The following is a 16714-nucleotide window of genomic DNA, read 5'->3' as shown; positions in this document are numbered from 1 at the left end:
AGAAAGAGCCGGGAGACAACCGCCTGGCTGTCGTTGCGGCGCGCTGATGGCTGCCCAGTTGTGCAGGTGCTGAGCTCTTTGAGCTACTTGGGGAGTCACTGCCGGCACTCATGCGCCGCCATGTAGGCATCAAGGGCGGCCGCAGAATAGCGCACAAGACCGCCGATCTTGATGATCGGGGGGCCGCTCTTGGTGTTGTTGGCGAGCCAATGCGCGGGCACGTTCAGATAGCTGGCGGCCTCGGAGCGGGTGAGATAAATGGGCCCTGACAGGTTTTCGCCGGAAGCACTAATGAACCCTTCCATGGGGTGTTTCACCTGCACGTCCTTTCATAGTCTTCTACCTGTGTTCATAGTTGCATTCTATGAACGATGGGTCTAAAGTTAGGGCATGGCGCCGAATCTGTCAACCTATGAATCTAAGTTTTGGACTTTGATCGGATACTGTGAGGTCATGAAGTCCGACGTTGCGAGTCCTGCCCTCCGGAAGCTGACTGAAGATTTGGTCCTCCTTGTGCGTCACATGAGCGCGGGGCGCAATAAGCTCCCCAAGCCGATCGATAGGTTGTATGAGAACGTCGCGCTCTCGGCGTTTCCGATCGACAACTGGGCGGTGGGGCTGCGTATTGAGTTCACCCCCGATGACTGGTCGCTGGCGGAGGTACTATTGCTCCCGTTGGGCCGGGCCGCCGGTCTACCTCCGCTTGGGAGCCTTGAGCTGGAGCCGTACGTCGATGCGGCCGTTAGGCGCGCACGCGATAGGCAGCGAGCAGCGGAAGAGCAGGTCGAGAAGTTGAGGGGAAATGCGGCCTACGTTCAAGGTCGCTTCGACGCCTGGCGAGACAAAGCTTCGGCGAAGACAAATGTCGAGTACGCCGCTTTGGCTGCTAAATACGCAGAGCAGATTCGGCTGGGCAACTCGCGTGCGACAGCAACGTTGGCGAAGCTTGTTGACATGTCGCCTGCCGTTATGGCGCAGCGCATAAAGGAAGCGCGTCGACGAATGCTTCTCACTGCGGGTGAGCGAGGAAGGGCTTCCGGTTCGCTGACCCCGCTCGGCGCTCTGCTCACGGATCCTGACTTCCCCGGGTTCCGCCAGTTGCGAATGGCCGGGATGACGCAGAGCGAAATCGCCGAAAAGTACGGCATCAGCGAGCAATACGTATGGCACGGACTTATTGAAGGACGCGGCCCCGATGAACGCGACATCTTCCTTGGTAGCGAGACAGTAGCGTCTGCGGATGATTTCAAGCGGCACTATGGCTAGGAGTGATAGCGATGGGCATTCGCAAGCTTGATTGGGCTGTTACGTACTCGACGGTCTCCGGAAAGCGAATACGGAACGAATACGAGACTGAGGCCAAAGCCCGGCAATTTGCTGAAGGGCAGGCCAGCCGTGCGAAAGAGTATGGCTTGACGCCGCCGGCGGTGTCAAAGCTTAGGTCCCGTCGATGGGAAGTCGGTTATCTGGACCCCCAGCGAAAGTGGAAGACGAAACGATTTAACAAGAAGGACGAGGCTGAGGACTTCCGTAAGGATCAGACGAAGTCAGTACGAACGGGGACCTACGTCGATCCAAGGTCGGCGGCAGGCATGACGATTTCCCAGCTGTACAAAGTGTGGATTGCCCGGATCGAATCTGTCGGGGCGAGTGGGAGACGTCCCGCGACGCCCAAGACAGTGCAGGGTTACGAGTGGCTCTACTGGCGCATGATCGATCCGTACTGGGGGCGGATCCCTTTGAGCAACGTCAAGTATGCGGAGATTGCCCAGTGGACTCGGTCAATGAAGGGGGTTGACGGCCAGGCCGCCTCGGGCGATACGAGAGCTCGGGCGTCTAAGCAGCTATCAAGAATGCTGGACCACGCCGTGAGCATCAGGATTCTTGGTGCCAACCCAGCCAAGGATCCGGCGGGTGGGCGTGACTATGTGCCGTTGATAAAAACAGAACGAAAGCCTGTTTATCTCACGCGTCCGCAGCTCGAGCGGTTGGCATCATGCTCCGGCGGTCATGAACTTTTGATCCGGTTCACGGGGCTCACGGGGCTGCGTTGGGGAGAAGTGACTGCGCTGGTCATTGGCGATCTTGACTTGGGACCTAAGCCTTATGTGTCGGTTTCCAAGGCTTATTCAGAGGTACACGGTCAGCTCGTCTTAGGTGAAACGAAGGGTCATGAATCCCGCGAGGTTCCTCTTCCAGCTTCCTTGGTGAACATCCTTGTTGGGCTTGTTGAAGGACGAGCCCCGGATACGCTGTTGTTTCCTTCGGCCCAAGGTATGCCCATGAGGAACTCCAACTTCGGAAGGCGCTACTTTGGGCCAGCCACGCATTTGGCCGCCACGAGTGTCGGCCGTGTTCAATCCGCCTTAGGAGTGACCGAGACGAGACGTGGGCTGGCCTTCTTCGGAGATCTGACCATTGCCGCTCTGACTGGGTTTCAATACGATCTGGAGTTGCCGAACCAAGGGGCCGTCGGTTCCGAGACCTGGCTGGCGCTCGCTTCCCAAGCTGGGATTGCGGATGAACTGCGTGACGAGTTGCGTCGATCCGAGAGTATCGCGCTCGAATATGGGGACTTGGACTTCCGGCCGCCTGTATTCCACGACCTTCGACACACTGCCGTCAGCCTTTATCTCTCTGTGACCAAGAACGTCAAGCATGTCCAGCGGATTGCTGGACACAAAGATGCCACGACCACCTTGAACACCTACGCGGAACTCTTTGAGGATGATTTCTTTTCGGCAGCCAACGGTCTGGACCGCCTTATCGGAGGATGACGGGCTGGGGAGGACTCTGGTAAACCCTTGGTATAACTCCGCAGCAACCCAGCAAATAGCGGCATTATTCAGCACAAAGCGTTCGACTGAAAATCGAAAGGTCACCGGATCGACGCCGGTCGGAGCCACCACTGGGAAGCATCAGTTCTTCGGAACTGGTGCTTTTCTTCTTTAACGCCATTGGCCTGCCAGGGGCCGGGCGGTCCCGCGAAGGGGCCGGCCGGCTGCTAGTCCACGCAGGCAATGGATCCCTCTTCTCCTGCCGAGGAAGTACCGTCAGCGCGGACAATAACTACCTGGATGCAGAGTTGCTCATCAAAGCCGAAGTAGGCCCGGGCGTGTGGCTCATTTACGGGGTCGTACTGGCCTTCCGGGATGTCGACAGTCCGGTAACGCCACATATAGGTGTCCCCTGGCTGGGGTTGAGGGTTCTTCCACCGGAAATCAGCGAAGTCCGGGTTATCGGGATCCCGCACCCCTACAAGGTCTACTACATCGGGTACGCCGCCGTCCCTCGAGGGGCCAGCTGGCTTCTGGCTCTCCGTTTCCGTGGTGGCCACCTTCGGCTGCGCCATGAAGCCCAGTACTACCCCCACCCCAATGGCGACAACCAGTACTGCTGCGCCGGTGCCGGCCAACCGCCGGTTGCGCTTGCTGTGGCCTGCCGGCGTAGCGTCTTCCTTGGTTGCCGCTGAGCCGGCGGTGGACGGTGGACGCGAAGGCTGCCAGCCGCGCAGCACGGTGGACCCGGCCGTTTTCGACTGTGCAGGGCCGGTGCCACCGTGCGCTGATGTGTAGGGCCCCCGCGCCTGGAACTGCAGCGCATCGTGGTGGATGGGCTGGGCAGGGCTGCTACTCGGCTGCGTGGGCCAAGTGGGCCAGGCGGGCCGCTGTGGGGCGTCGGGTTTTGTGGCATCCGGCTCGGTCGAGGAGATGCTCCGGACACGGGTTTGCTCGAAGTTGTCGTCCGGGTGCTGCTCGTCGTCATGTCCTGGCTCTTCAAGCACCTCAAACGGCGTGACTGAAAGGTTCAGTTCTGTCTGGATCCGTTGGAGCGCCAAGGCAAAAGCGTGCGCTGACGAGTAGCGGGACCCCGGCGATTTCGCCATGGACGTGGCCAGCACAAGTTCAAGCGATTCCGGAACGTCCGCCCGCCCAAGCCTGGGAAGGGGCGAGTTGGTGATGCGCGAAATGAGCTCGCGCTGCGAATTGTCCTGCCCGGGCAGAACAAAGGGCGAACGGCCGGCCAGGAGCGTGTACAGGGTGGCGCCAAGGGCCCAGATGTCCACGGGAACCCCGTCCACGGCACCGCCACGGAACTGCTCCGGCGGCGACCACGGAATGGACATCCCGGCGTCGTCCTCGGTGTCGGCGCCGATGGTACCGGAGATACCAAAGTCCGTCAGGGCAGGCCGGTTGTAGTCGGTGACCAGGATATTTGCAGGCTTAATGTCACGGTGCACAATGCCGGCCCGGTGGGCGGTTTCGACGGCGGAAGCCACCTGGATGCCGACGGCCAGGACCTCGTCCACGCTGAAGCGCTGCCGGCGGTACCGGACATCGAGGCTCGGCCTGGAGCAATACTCCATGGCGAGGTAGGAATGGCCGTTCTCCGTGATCTCCGCTTCGAAGATCGTCACGATGTACGGGTGCGAGGATAGCTGGGCCATCAGGTTGGCCTCGGACTCGAAGCGACGCCGTGCGCCCTCGGTTTTCAGGTCCGAAAGCAGCACCTTAACGGCTACTTTGCGGCGGGGCCTGTCTTGTTCGTACAGGTAAACATCCGAGAATCCGCCCGAGCCGAGCAGGCTGACGTACTGGAATCCCGGGATGGGTGGAGGCGGCGCGGGGGGCCTCTTGGAACTCAAAGAATCTCCTCGAAATGCAGTGAAACAATATCGCCCAACTCGGCAATACCGCCGTCCAGCAGGATATCCATCTCGGTGGGGGCAAGCCGGCGGGATCCCGGATGCTGTCCTGATTTGTTGTGTTCCGAGTTGGTGCGCATACTCAATCATTACCCGTCGCTGGCGTTTCTCTTGCCCCCGGCCCTCGATGAAGGGCATGGAGACTCTCATCCAAGCCCCGGTGCTGGCCCGGTTCGGTTTTGCGGTCTCGGACCCGACCAGGGCCAAGGTTCTTCTGGCCCTCGCGGAGTCCCCGTCTTATCCGTCCGATTTGGCGGACTCGGTCGGGGTGTCCCGGCAGAGTATGTCCAACCACCTGACCTGCTTACGTCCCCGATAAACCGCGCCAACCGAATCTATTGACGCCTTCGATTCCCCATGACACCATAATGACCACATCTTGATACCGGTATCAACTTGTTTCAACTCTCTCAGATCGTCATAGTGAAAGGACCATCCGTGCTTGGCTTCAAAGAAGAGGAATTCCTCACGCAGACCCGCAGCGCACTGGCACTGCAGGGGCAGATCGAAACGGTGGTTGATTCCATCCAGCAGCGCGGGATGACCGACCTGTTCCTCATCGGTGCCGGCGGAACCTATGCAGCAATGCTGCCGTACGAGCACTTCATCCGGTCCCGCTCCACCTTGTCCGTCCGCGCGTCCATCGGCAAAGAGCTGATGCTGACCCAGGATCCCACGTTCGGCCCCGGCTCCGTGGCTGTCTTCGCCTCCGTATCGGGTACTACCGAAGACGTGATCGAGGCCATCGAGTTTGCCAAGGCCAAGGGCGCCTACACCGTCGGGTTCACCGGATTCGGTGACAGCCCGTTCGCCAAAGCCCTTGACGTGGCCTTGGTGACCGAACCCAAAACCTGGCCGTTCGATATCCCCATCATTCTCTTGAGCACTCGTCTTCTCGCCGCGCGGGGCGAATTTGAAGGGTACGAAGAGCTGGCTGCAGAACTCCAGACCGTCCCTGAAAGCCTGGTCGATGTCGCCCGCCAAGCAGAATCAGTGGCTGAAGCGTTCGCTGAGAAGAACAAGGACGCTGACTACCATTTCCTGGTGGGCACCGGGAACCTGTGGGGCCTCACCTACCTGTATTCCATGTGCATCCTGGAAGAGATGCAGTGGCTCCGGACCACCCGCGTGCACGGTGCCGAGTTCTTCCACGGTTCCCTTGAGCTCATCGAGGAAGACACCAGCCTCATGTTGCTCCTGGGTGAAGACGAAACCCGCCCTCTGATGGATCGGGTGGCCAAATTTGCCGAGAACTACAACAAGAACACCACTTTGCTGGACAGCAAGGATTACGAACTCCCGGGGGTCAGCCCTCGATTCCGCGCACTCCTTGCCCCGCTGATCCTGGACACGGTGCTTGACCGTTTCAGCAAGCACCTCGAGCGCGTCCGCAACCACTCCCTGGATCTGCGCCGCTACTACCGGGTGGTCGAATACTGACCAGCGCAACGCCCGCAAAGGCATAAGGCCGCGCTGCGGGCCCGGCACTGTCCGGGCCCGCAGATTCGAGACAGGAAGAGCATGAAAGTAATCGGTTTCGGGGACAACATTGTGGACCGTTTTCTCGACCGTAAAGTGATGTACCCCGGGGGAAACTGCGTCAACGTTGCGGTCTTTGCCTGCAGGCTGGGCGTTGAATCCGCCTACCTCGGCGTCTTTGGCTCGGATCCGCTGGGCACTTTTGTCCGCGATGCCATTGATGCGGAGGGTGTTGACACCAGCCGGTGCATCATCCGCGACGGCCTCAACGGGGTCACTGAAATCAAAGTGGTGGACGGCGACAGGATCTTCCTGGGCTGGAACCAGGGAGGCGTCACCACAAGCGATCCCTTCGTGCTGGACGATGAACACCTCAACTACCTTGCCTCGGCCCAGCTGGTACATTCGAGCGTCTACTCCGCCTCGGAGAACCAGTTGCCTGCCGTGCGAAGTGCTGGGACCCTGGTCAGTTTCGACTATTCGTCCGAGCCCGAACGTAGAACGGACGCCTATTTGGCGCAGACTGCGCCCTACGTGGACCTGGCACTTTTGTCGTGCGGAAACATGACCGTTGCCGCCGTCGAAAATGACCTTAAACGTGTCCACGCAGCGGGCGTTTCGCTTGCGGTGGGGACGCGCGGCCAGTCGGGCGCAGTGATGTACGACGGCGAACGCTTCCTGACGCAGGCGGCGGCAGCTACCGATCCGCTGCGGTTTGCGGACACGATGGGTTGCGGCGATGCCTTCCTGGCGGGACTCGTGGTCAGTCTGTTGGGTTCGGGTTGGAGTCGATCGCATCGGCCGCCGGTTGAGGAGTGTCAAAAAGCCTTGGCCAGAGGTGCCCGGTCCGCCGCTGCCCAGTGCTATGTGGAGGGGGCCTTCGGTCACGGCCGGGCAGTCGAGGTAGCAGCCGGGCACGCGAGGTAGCTACTAGGATCTGATGCAGAGACAAATCAACGGACGGAACCGCCAACGCGGCTTCCACAACTGAAGGGGGCCGGATGGCGACGGATCATCAGAACCACCCGGCTGCCCCGACCATAACCGAAGTGGCAGCAGCCGCCGGCGTGGGCAGGGCAACCGTTGCCCGGACCCTGGGGAACTATGGATCGGTCAGTGAAGCCACACGGGCCAAGGTGATGCGGGCAGCCGAGAAATTGGGCTACCAACCAAACACGTTGGCCCGAAGCATGACCACCGGGGTCACCAAAACCCTCGGTATCGTGCTGGCAGATGTGGCAAACCCCTTCTTCTCAGGCGTGCTCAAAGGTATTTCGGAAACCGCCAAAACGGCCGGCTACGATGCCATCATCCTGAGCACTGACGAGAAGCTTGAGCTGGAGCGCGACGCGATCGCCGTCTTGCTGGCAAAGCAAGTGGATGGCCTCGTTGTGGCTTCAGCTGCGGGGCGAAGTGATGACGTCTCCCATCTGTCCAATGCCATTGATCGAGGAACCCCTGTGGTTCTTATCGACCGCCTGGTGGACAAACTGGAGACGGATTCGGTGGTGATCGACAACCGGGAAGCCGCGAGGTCCGCCGTTGCCTCGCTCATTCACAACGGTCATCGGCGCATAGCATTCGCGTGGGGGCCGGTGACCCTGAGCCCGGCGACGGATTTGAAACAGATGCACAGCATCCTGGACGAAGCGCTTTGGAGTGACGGCGAGCGGTTGAGGGGTTACCTCGATGCGCTCGAAGAGGCCGGGATTCCTTTTGATACTGCGCTCATCACCCACGTTCTCAAGAACGAGGGCCAGGCGACGCGGGCTATCAGTGGAATGCTCGCCCTTGCGGACCCACCCACTGCCATCTTCACCACCGAGACTGAGGCAACGGTGGGCGCCCTTCATTCCTTGCGTGCCAAAAACCTGCGCTTGCTGAAGGACGTTTCCCTGATCGGGTTCGACGACAGTCCTTGGGCAGCCGTCATGGAACCCCCGCTGACCATGATCCAGCAACCCATGCGCCAAATGGGGGCGGTCGCTTCCCAGCAGCTCATCGCGAGGATCGACGGCGATACTTCTGCCCCCAAGAAGCACGTCCTGCCCTCGCTGCTGGTTGCCCGCTCGTCGGATGGCCCTGTGCGGGCTGCCGGCAGCGAATAGAAATTTCCCTGTCCTAATTTTCTTTGCTCTCTTCCCCGATGCCTCAAATCATGATTCACTGTGGTACCGGTATCACAAGTTTCACCCCAACGTTCCAATCAGGAGTTACCCTTCAGCCCGTCTCCGTGAAGCCACCCAACGGCGGGCATAACTTCCCACTCCCATAGAGGAGACCCGGCTGATCGGCCCTTCGACCGAAAGAAGAACTGATGCGTAAAAGCACCCAATCACTGATGGCATTGCTGGCCGGCGCCGCTTTGGCGCTTACCGGCTGTTCCGACGGCGGCAGCCAACCGGCCGCTGTCCTGGATGCCAATGCTGAGCCGCAGTACACAGGAACCCTCAGCATCCTCACCAAGTTCGGCGGGGATCCCCTGGAGCCCTACTTTGAGGACCTGGCTTCCGAGTACAAAAAGCTGCACCCGGAAGTGTCTTTCGATCTCATCCAGGAGACGGACCAGAGCATCAAGGACAAGACCAAAACTCTGACTGCGTCCCAGGCCATGCCGGACATCTACTTCACCTGGGCCGGCAGCTGGGCCAACAACTTCATTGACGGTGGCCTCGCAGCAGATCTGACCCCCGTCATTGCCCCTGGCACTGAGTGGGGAAACAACTTCGGTGAATCCGCGCTGAAAGCATTTGCCAAAGACGGAAAGTACTTCGCAGTCCCGCTCTACAACAACGGCAAGTTCATGGGTTACAACCAGCGGATCTTTAAGGAACTGAACCTGACACCGCCGTCCACCTTCGACGAACTCATTTCGTCTTGCTCAGTGCTAAAGGAAGCCGGCTACGAGCCGATCTCCTTCGGAAACAAGGACGGTTGGCCGGGCCTGCACTACCTGCAGCAACTCTTCGCCTACGAGGTGCCCGCCGAAACGCTGCAAGGGGATTTCAGCCCTGCAACAGCCAAGCTCGAGGACAAGGGTTACCTCAAGGCCATGGACCAATTCACCACCTTGGTCAATGAGTGCACCGGCAGCGGCAAGGATTCCAACGGCGTTCTCTACACCACGGCCCAGCAGGCCCTGGCTGAGGGGAAGTCCGGTATGTACTACCAGGAGATCCTTGAATTCGACTCCACCGCCTCCGCCGATTCAAAGCTCAAGCAGGATGGGTTGGGCATTTTCAAGCTTCCAGCGGCAGCAGATGCCAAGGGCGATCCGAAGGCCATTGAAGGTTCCCCCGAGGGCTACATCATCAATGCGCGCTCCAAGAACGCCGCACTTGCGGCCGACTTCATGAAATTCGCTACCAACAGCCAGAATGCTGCCAAACTTTCCGCTCCGCCGTATGGGCAGCCCAGCGCCGTCAAGGGCGCGGTTTCCACCGAGAACTCCTCAGTGCCTGTGATCGAGGGCATCAAGCAGGTAAACGAAGCATCTGCCGCCATCACCTGGCTGGACTCCGTTACTGTTCCTGCCGTTGCTGATGCCTGGTTGGCCGGCGGGGAAGCCTTGGTGGCCGGAACACAGACCCCGGACCAGGTTCTTGCTTCTGTCCGGGCTGCTTCCAGTGCAGCAAAATAGCAGGCAGTGCCATGACTGTTTCCGATACTGCCTGGAAGCCCGCGGCTCCGCCTCCGGCACCTCTTTCCACTAAGTCGCCGAAAAGCCGGACACGCAAGTCCGCCCGGACGCATGGCTGGCGCAATTTTGTGTGGGTGCTGCCGGCGGTTCTGCTGCTGGGCGCGTTCGCCTACTTGCCCCTGGTGCAGAACCTTGGGTTCAGCTTCCTCAAATGGGACATCTACAGCGGCCGACAAACCTTTGTGGGCGCGGACAACTACCTCCGCATGTTCAACGACCCCATCTTCTGGAAGTCACTCCTTAACAACTCGCTGTACGCGGTCATCTCCATTGCCTTCCAAGTATTCGGGGCGATGATCCTCGCAGCAATGATCGAGGGACTGCGAAGCCAGCGTTGGAGGGGAATCCTCCGTGCGGTCTACTTTGTGCCGTCCGCCATCTCCCTGACAGTTGCCGGTCTCTTGTTCTACTTCATCTATGAACCGGAGATGGGCATCCTCAACGCGGCCTTGGATTTCCTGGGCCTCGGAAATTTCACGCAAGCATGGCTGGGACAGGAAAATACGGCGATCTTTGCCATCATCGCCATGAGCCAGTGGCAGGGCTTTGGATACTGCACGCTTCTCTTCTCGGTGGCCCTTCAACGAATCCCCTCCGAGCTGTATGAAGCTGCGTCGATCGACGGCGTTGGCCCGTTCCAGCGTTTCTTCTCGATCTCCTTGCCGCTTGTCAGGGAAATGACCGGCCTCATGATGATCGTCACGGTGTCCGGAGCCTTCCAAGTGTTCAACGAAGTCATGGTGATGACCAGCGGAGGGCCCAACAACTCCAGCCAGGTCCTTGGCACATGGCTCTACAGGAATGGATTCGTCCGCAACGACTTCGGTTACGCGGCCGCCGTCGCCACTGCCGTTTTCATCATCACCCTGGTCCTGGCCGTCATTCAGCTACGCATCTCCAAGAAAAGGAGGGTCCAATGGTGACGCGCTCAGCCCTGCTGCTGGTACTCGGCCGGGTCCTCGTTAAGGCGTTCCTGGTTGCCCTCGCCGTCGTGGTTGTTTATCCCTTGGTTTGGATGCTGCTCAACGGCGTGAAGTCCAACGCCGAACTCTTTTCCAATCCGTTCGCCCTGCCCGTTGCATGGAAATGGGAGAACTACATCACGGCATGGAATCGCGGGGTGGGCGACTACCTCACTACCAGCGTCCTGGTCACCGTTGCTTCCACCATTGCGACAGTATTTATCAGCGCATGGGCTGCCTATGGCTTGACCCGGGTCAACATCCCCTTCAACAGGGTGGTGCTCATTCTCATCCTTGGCGGACTGATGCTCGCTCCCACGGTTGCCCTGATCCCGCTGGTCAAGATGTTCCAAAGCCTGGGGCTTTACAACAATCTGTGGGCGTTGCTCATCCTCTACACGGCATTCCGGGTTCCGTTCACCACGTTCCTTATCCGGGCTTACATGATGGACTTGCCCGCCGAGGTGGATGAGGCAGCATCCGTGGACGGGGCGTCGAAGGCCCGGGCCTTTTGGCAGGTCATCTTGCCCATGTGCAAACCGATCCTGGTTTCCACTGTCCTTCTGAACATCCTCTTCACGTGGAACGAGTACCTGTTCGCCATGGTGTTCACCAGCGGGGGAGCGTTGCAAACCCTGCCGGTGGGGCTCACCAACTTGATGTCGAAGCACGGCACGGACTATCCCGTGGTCTTCGCGGGCATGGCAATCGCGGCAATTCCGGTGATTGTGCTGTTCTTTGCCGGACAGCGGTACTTCATCCGTGGACTCGCCGACGGAGTGGGTAAGTAGTTGTGGGCGTGATGGGTTTGGAGCATGTACTGAGCTTGGACCAGGTCGGTGGATCGAACTTCGCCTACCAGTACCACACCCTCGAGCGTTGCCTCGATGACATGGCTGAGCTGGGAAGGACGAAGGTGGAGCTTTGGGGCATCGCCCCGCACCTTCACATTCCCCACGTTAATTCAGCACATCTGAAAAAAGTCAGGAGTCAGCTGTCGGAGCGCGAGCTTAGCGTCGCCTGCCTGACCCCTGAACAGGTTGCGTATCCCGTGAATATTGCCTCCGGGGAGGACTGGCTCAGAGATCACAGCTTGCAGTTGTTCTTGCGAGCCGCGGAAGTGTGCAGCGAGTTGGAGGCTCCGCTCTTGTTCCTGACCGCCGGACGAGGGTACGAGGACGAACCAAGGGAGCTCGCTTGGGCGCGTTCGGCCGAAGCCCTGCAGACCATCACTCAGCGCGCTGCCGAACTTGGTGTGGGATGCGTTCTTGAGCCCCTTCAACGTGTTGAGTCGAACCTGGTCACCGATGTCAGCTCGCTCCGGTCAATGCTCGACGACGTCGGATCCTCAACTTTGGGGGTGGTGATTGACACTGTTGCCATGACAGCGGCCGGAGACGATGTCAGCGACTACGCGAAGGCCTTTGGTGAGGAGATCCGACACGTTCATTTGGTTGATGGTGCTCCCACCGGACACCTGGCTTGGTGCGATGGAGTTCTGGACCTCGATGAGATCCTGCGCGACCTCAGCCGGCTGAACTACAGCGGAGCGCTGACCTTTGAACTCTTTGGGGACGGCTCCTACGCACTGCAGCCCCGCCCCGCAGTAGAGCGGTGCCTGGAAGCCGTTAAAGCGAGCCTGACCACGATATCCACCTAACCGGTCTTGGCGTCGGGGCAGCCCCAGGAGTTGGGGTTTTCCTGGCAGGTGTCGGCGACGAGTGCTCTTTCTGTTTTCCAGACGTGGATGGTTTTGGTTGGTGTGGTGAGGTTCAGGGTTCCGTTGATGGGCAGGGGTGGGCCGTTGTTGACGGAGTAGGTGCCGGTGAAGCTGATGGTGAGGGTGGCTTGGTAGTTGCCGGTTTCTGTGTAGCTGTGGCTGGTGCGGGTTTGGTTGTTGAGCCATTCGGTTTCGGGGATGGAGTAGCCGGCGGCTGGTGTTGGTCCGAGGGTGGTGCCGTCGCCGAAGGTGTAGGTGTAGTTGGCGGGTGTTGCGGTGAGGTGGACTGCTTGGCCGAGGATGCTGATGTCGAAGGCTTGCTCGCCGGTTGTGGTGTAGAAGTTGGTGGGTCCGCCTTTGAGGGTGTGGGGGAAGGGTTGGGCTTGGAGGGTTCCGGGGTTGATGGGTAGTTGTTGGAAGTCGTTGAGGATCCGGGCGGCGATGTTGGCCAGGACGTTTTCGGGTTGGGCCGCGTAGAGGCAGGTGGGTCCGCTGACGGGAATCCAGTCGGTCCAACCGGGGTTGGTGATGGCTTTGGGGGCTTCCTTCCAGATGACCGGGGTGCCTGCTTCAGTGTTGGTTGCGGTGGCTGGGCATTCGAGGGCATCGCAGCCGGGGTCCTTGGTGTCGGGCCCGTCGGCGCGACAGTGGGTGTCAGCCATGTACTGATTGGGGTCCTCCTCGGCAGTGGAGGAGGTCAGTGTTCCGCCGATACTGCTTGCTAGCTGTCCGGTCAAAGGGTCGATTTTGAACCTGCTTGTTACGTCAAGGGCATCTTGCTGATTGTTGTAGCCCGCCCAAGAATCCGTGTCAGCGTGTGCTGGACCATATGCCGTGAGCGCGAGTATCACGGCTGCCAGTCCGGCAATCGAGGAAACGCGCGAGAGCCAGCCCGGATGATCAGTTGAGAATGCCAAGATTTGTCACCGTCCAGCCGTGGGAGCCATACGAAGCAAGTAGGCCGAAGGCAGAATTTGTGGCGGCTTCTGTGGCTCTCCCCAAGGTCCCGTCAGCATTGAAGTACTCAATCTGCTCTTGGATTACTTGGACCTTAGCCTGTTGGTTCGCTGTTCCACTTGCCCAGATGGGCTCGACCACCGGGATGGAGATGCTGCCGCCGACAGACCATCGGCCATTGATGTGGCTGTCATTTATGCCCTTCTGGATCCGTTTACAGGTCTCGCATTCGTCGGTGCTGAGTTGGGACCACGTTGTCTGGTCTCCGGTTTCATCTGCATAATTGCCAACCGCATAGTAATACCCAATAAATGCCTCCAACCCCGCCTTGGAGTTCTCCTTTGCCAGCTCGGGCATCACGGGGACCGGCACGTTCTGCGCCTTTCCTTTCGCATCCGCGGGCTTGTAGATTGCGGACGCAGACGGCGCACCGGAGGCCGCCGAAGCAGCCGGGGCGGCGGGACTCGAGGTGGGGGACGGCGTCGTCGAGCCTGTTTGTGAGGGTGAGCCGTCCGGCGCGCTTCCGCCTTGGCAACCCGAGAGGAGCAGGGCAAGCCCCACAGCCAGGGCGGCCGTCCGGGAGGAGGCAAAAGGAAAAGTGGCAGACGAAAGACGTGGCATGACAGGCTCCCCGGCAGCTGTTTTGTGATGTGTCGGCCAGTCTAGGTGGGCTGCCAAGGCCGTCCCAGCCACGAATCCTGCTATGTGGATAACCCGCCGGAAGTGGCTGCTGGAGCCGGCATTTAAGCCGGGTTCACATCAAAACAGGTGCCCGAAGAGAAGCTTCTCCCAAAGCGTCGGAGCTAGACGCTAGGGTGGTACTCAAGAGAAGGGGAGTGCTCCATGGAAGACCAGAACGTGCAGCTTGATCCTGTGCCTGGGGGCGAGATCCTGGGGACTGGACGCACTATCATCTCCGAAGCGGCGGTGGCCAAGGTTGCTGGCATTGCCGCCCGAACGGTGCCGGGCGTCTACTCGTTGGGTTCGGGTCCGTCCCGTGCGCTCGGCGCGATTCGCGACGCCGTCGGCAGTTCGGACCACGCAGCGGGCGTGCGCGCGGAGGTCGGCGAAACCCAGGTGGCCGTGGACATCAACCTCGTGGCCCTCTACGGATACCCCCTGCACAACGTCGCCAACCAGGTCCGCAGCGCCGTTTTCCGCGCCGTTGAAGAGCTTGTGGGCCTGCAGGTCATTGAGGTCAACATCGAGATCAACGACGTCTACGTGGCTCCGCCGATCAAACCTGCCGGAAGCAAAGCGGCCGTAGTGGAAAGGGAGGCGCTCCAATGAGCATGACCGTTGTTGGAATCGCGATCGGCGCCTTTGTGGCGTTCATGTCCTTCTCGTTTGGACTGTGGGGATTCCTGATCTCACTTCTCTTCATGGGCATCGGAGCGCTGCTCGGCCGGGCGGCCGACGGAAAACTCGATCTCCGTAGCGTCCTGGACGCCATTACGGGCCGGCGCTCTTCGTCATGAGCGTGGCTGAGGCTGTGGGATCCACCACCAGCCTGGCCGGCCACAACCGGATCAGTACCCAGGCTTTGACTTCCTTGGCGCGCGCCGCCGCCTCCGAGGCCCTCGGCGTTGAGGCAGGCGACATCCGTGCTGATTGGGCGGACGACGACGGCCTGCTGGCTTTGTCGATCGTGGCACCAATCAGCATCCCGGCTTTGACCGAGGTCCTCCGGGACCCGTCGCGCGTCCAAGGCTTTGGCGGCTCCATTTGGGACCGCGCGGTAGCTGCGAAGGCCACCGTTCTCGAGACGGTCACGCGCCTCAGCGGATCCCAGGTAAGCCGTGTGGACATCAGGATCAGCGGAGCCCACGTGACAGAGGGAGGCCGCGTTCAGTGACACAGGACCAGGAAACCCAGGACCGGCACACCCCGGAACAGCAAGCTCACACCGAAGGATACTCAGGAGCAGCCCCGGTAGCGGGCGAAGACCCTGAAATGAGCCGTATCCTGCGCCGTGAAACCCATTCATCCCGCGCCGGTGCTGCTGCCATTGCCGCTGTTTTGGTGATTGTGCTCTGCCTTTATGCACTTCTTGAGGCGGGCGTGCGGGCTGTGGGTCAACCGCCGTGGTTGATTGATCCCACCACTGCGGCGGAGCGCATCATCGCTCTCCCGGAGGGTATTTCCCCTTTGTTGCTTGGTGCCAGTGGAGCCGTCGTGGCCATGGTGGGACTTTTCTTCTTCCTGCACGCAGTGCTGCCCGGCAGGCGTGCCCGGCATCTGCTGCGGGACCCGCGAACCGCCGTCGTGGTTGATGACGAAGTCCTTGCCTCGGCACTGGCGCGTCGTGCGCGAACTGCCGCGAACGTCACCCAGGAACAGGTGATGGTGATCGTCTCCCGGCAGCTGGTGGTGGTCAACGTGCGGCCCACATCCGGCATCCGGGTGAGTGAGGAAGCGGTGCTGGCAGCAGTTCAGGCAGAACTTGAAGAAATGTCGCCGGTGCCGATGCCTTCCGTCCGGGTCAACGTTGCGTCAACGGGGGTGATCGGAGCGTGAATGGAACACCGCGGGCCCTCAATCGCGTGCTCTTGTTCATCATCGGCGCTAAACTCCTGGCCGTCGGACTCCTTCTCCTGCTGCTGGCCACCGTGCCGGCTGTGGCAGCGTGGTGGCACGGCTGGTCGGCAGCCGTCTGGGCAGGAATGGAGAATGCCTTCCGTCAAACGCGCTTCCCCGGGCGTGAGGAGAGCTGGCTGTGGATTGTGGCTGGAGCAGTCCTGGTTGCCATCATCATCGCCATGGTTGCATGGCTTTCGCAGCAGGGTAAGGGCAGGGCCAACCTCTTGGTCGCCAGTGATGACGATAGCCATATCGATGGAGAAGTACGGATCGGTGGCGGCGTCGCTGAGCAAGCGCTGAGGGCGGCACTGGCTCAGAGGACTGACCTGGCAGCCGCTTCCGTGGCGACCTATGAGGTTCGCGGGAGGCCGGGCCTGCGCATCCGCATCCAGCCCAGGCAAGGAGTTGCTCCGCATCTGCTTGCTGCCGAAGTGTCGCAACTGGTTGAAGCCTTGGACCTGGTCATCGGCCAAAAAACCCCGGTATTGGTGCACATGGTTTCCGGCGCACGCTCCAGGTTTACCAAGGCGGAGCGTGTCCGCTGATATTGCAGAAGGCAAGCCCAAGCCAATAGGTTGAGCCCAAGGGGGAAATCTCCTTTGGCACGCTAC

19 protein-coding genes and 1 pseudogene are annotated in these 16714 nt (G+C 60.3%); 15 read left to right on the top strand and 5 right to left on the bottom strand.

The features are described 5' to 3' along the window. Positions 1 to 95 precede the first annotated feature (95 nt). The gene (locus tag M1D51_RS19535) at positions 96 to 317 is read right to left on the bottom strand and encodes a hypothetical protein (protein WP_458107682.1); all 222 of its coding nucleotides are present in this window, start codon (positions 315 to 317) and stop codon (positions 96 to 98) included. 136 nt (positions 318 to 453) lie between these two features. On the opposite strand from M1D51_RS19535, the gene M1D51_RS19530 reads away from it, so the two are divergent. Further along, entirely contained in the window at positions 454 to 1266 is an 813-nt protein-coding gene (locus tag M1D51_RS19530) for a hypothetical protein (RefSeq protein WP_458107681.1), read from the top strand. Between the two features lie 11 nt (positions 1267 to 1277). Further along, positions 1278 to 2777 carry a tyrosine-type recombinase/integrase gene (locus M1D51_RS19525; RefSeq protein ID WP_458107680.1) on the top strand — a complete coding sequence of 500 codons (1500 nt, stop codon included), beginning with the start codon at positions 1278 to 1280 and terminating at the stop codon, positions 2775 to 2777. Positions 2778 to 3004: 227 nt separating this feature from the next. Here M1D51_RS19525 and M1D51_RS19520 read toward each other — a convergent pair whose 3' ends face one another. Both M1D51_RS19520 and M1D51_RS19515 read right to left on the bottom strand, forming a co-directional pair. Continuing rightward, positions 3005 to 4645: a serine/threonine-protein kinase gene (locus tag M1D51_RS19520; protein WP_458107679.1), complete on the bottom strand. Its 1641-nt coding sequence runs from the start codon at positions 4643 to 4645 to the stop codon at positions 3005 to 3007. Next, the gene (locus tag M1D51_RS19515) at positions 4642 to 4785 is read right to left on the bottom strand and encodes a hypothetical protein (protein ID WP_458107678.1); all 144 of its coding nucleotides are present in this window, start codon (positions 4783 to 4785) and stop codon (positions 4642 to 4644) included. Before M1D51_RS19515 ends, M1D51_RS19520 begins: the two co-directional genes overlap by 4 nt. 56 nt (positions 4786 to 4841) lie before the next feature. On the opposite strand from M1D51_RS19515, the pseudogene M1D51_RS19510 reads away from it, so the two are divergent. The 8 genes and pseudogenes from M1D51_RS19510 to M1D51_RS19475 all read left to right on the top strand — a co-directional run. Beyond that, positions 4842 to 5015: pseudogene (locus M1D51_RS19510) on the top strand (ArsR/SmtB family transcription factor); the annotation flags it as partial. 128 nt (positions 5016 to 5143) lie between these two features. Further along, positions 5144 to 6145 carry an SIS domain-containing protein gene (locus tag M1D51_RS19505; protein ID WP_458107677.1) on the top strand — a complete coding sequence of 334 codons (1002 nt, stop codon included), beginning with the start codon at positions 5144 to 5146 and terminating at the stop codon, positions 6143 to 6145. 81 nt (positions 6146 to 6226) lie between these two features. Further along, the gene (locus tag M1D51_RS19500) at positions 6227 to 7111 is read left to right on the top strand and encodes a PfkB family carbohydrate kinase (protein ID WP_458107676.1); all 885 of its coding nucleotides are present in this window, start codon (positions 6227 to 6229) and stop codon (positions 7109 to 7111) included. 74 nt (positions 7112 to 7185) lie between these two features. Continuing rightward, positions 7186 to 8292, top strand: a complete 1107-nt coding sequence (locus M1D51_RS19495) for a LacI family DNA-binding transcriptional regulator (RefSeq protein ID WP_172324167.1) — start codon at positions 7186 to 7188, stop codon at positions 8290 to 8292. 209 nt (positions 8293 to 8501) lie between these two features. Beyond that, positions 8502 to 9824, top strand: coding sequence for an ABC transporter substrate-binding protein (locus M1D51_RS19490; RefSeq protein ID WP_458107675.1), 1323 nt, complete (start codon positions 8502 to 8504; stop codon positions 9822 to 9824). An 11-nt stretch (positions 9825 to 9835) separates the two neighbouring features. Then, on the top strand, positions 9836 to 10807 hold the full coding sequence (locus tag M1D51_RS19485) for a carbohydrate ABC transporter permease (RefSeq protein WP_458107674.1): 972 nt from the start codon (positions 9836 to 9838) through the stop codon (positions 10805 to 10807). Beyond that, a complete protein-coding gene (locus tag M1D51_RS19480) occupies positions 10801 to 11637 on the top strand; it encodes a carbohydrate ABC transporter permease (RefSeq protein WP_458107673.1) in 837 nt (278 codons plus the stop codon). Before M1D51_RS19485 ends, M1D51_RS19480 begins: the two co-directional genes overlap by 7 nt. Positions 11638 to 11648: 11 nt before the next feature. Further along, the gene (locus M1D51_RS19475; RefSeq protein WP_458107672.1) at positions 11649 to 12506 is read left to right on the top strand and encodes a sugar phosphate isomerase/epimerase family protein; all 858 of its coding nucleotides are present in this window, start codon (positions 11649 to 11651) and stop codon (positions 12504 to 12506) included. On the opposite strand, the gene M1D51_RS19470 is transcribed toward M1D51_RS19475, so the two are convergent. Both M1D51_RS19470 and M1D51_RS19465 read right to left on the bottom strand, forming a co-directional pair. Next, entirely contained in the window at positions 12503 to 13303 is an 801-nt protein-coding gene (locus M1D51_RS19470; RefSeq protein WP_458107671.1) for a PKD domain-containing protein, read from the bottom strand. The genes M1D51_RS19475 and M1D51_RS19470 overlap by 4 nt on opposite strands. 163 nt (positions 13304 to 13466) lie before the next feature. After that, positions 13467 to 14144, bottom strand: coding sequence for a DUF6318 family protein (locus M1D51_RS19465; protein ID WP_458107670.1), 678 nt, complete (start codon positions 14142 to 14144; stop codon positions 13467 to 13469). 222 nt (positions 14145 to 14366) lie between these two features. On the opposite strand from M1D51_RS19465, the gene M1D51_RS19460 reads away from it, so the two are divergent. Genes M1D51_RS19460 through M1D51_RS19440 form a run of 5 tightly spaced genes read left to right on the top strand, consistent with a single transcriptional unit; the run spans position 14367 to position 16648 of the window. Next, entirely contained in the window at positions 14367 to 14813 is a 447-nt protein-coding gene (locus M1D51_RS19460) for an Asp23/Gls24 family envelope stress response protein (protein ID WP_172322118.1), read from the top strand. Next, positions 14810 to 15001, top strand: coding sequence for a DUF2273 domain-containing protein (locus M1D51_RS19455; RefSeq protein WP_026542624.1), 192 nt, complete (start codon positions 14810 to 14812; stop codon positions 14999 to 15001). The genes M1D51_RS19460 and M1D51_RS19455 overlap by 4 nt, the downstream gene beginning before the upstream one ends. Next, positions 14998 to 15378, top strand: coding sequence for a hypothetical protein (locus M1D51_RS19450; protein WP_458107669.1), 381 nt, complete (start codon positions 14998 to 15000; stop codon positions 15376 to 15378). The genes M1D51_RS19455 and M1D51_RS19450 overlap by 4 nt, the downstream gene beginning before the upstream one ends. After that, positions 15375 to 16040: a DUF6286 domain-containing protein gene (locus tag M1D51_RS19445; protein WP_172322116.1), complete on the top strand. Its 666-nt coding sequence runs from the start codon at positions 15375 to 15377 to the stop codon at positions 16038 to 16040. Before M1D51_RS19450 ends, M1D51_RS19445 begins: the two co-directional genes overlap by 4 nt. After that, entirely contained in the window at positions 16037 to 16648 is a 612-nt protein-coding gene (locus M1D51_RS19440) for a hypothetical protein (protein ID WP_172322115.1), read from the top strand. The genes M1D51_RS19445 and M1D51_RS19440 overlap by 4 nt, the downstream gene beginning before the upstream one ends. The last annotated feature ends 66 nt before the right edge of the window (positions 16649 to 16714 follow it).

This window comes from Arthrobacter sp. R3-55 (assembly GCF_054161505.1).
Note: the sequence above shows the minus strand (reverse complement) of the source record. Positions and strands in the feature narration are given on the sequence as shown.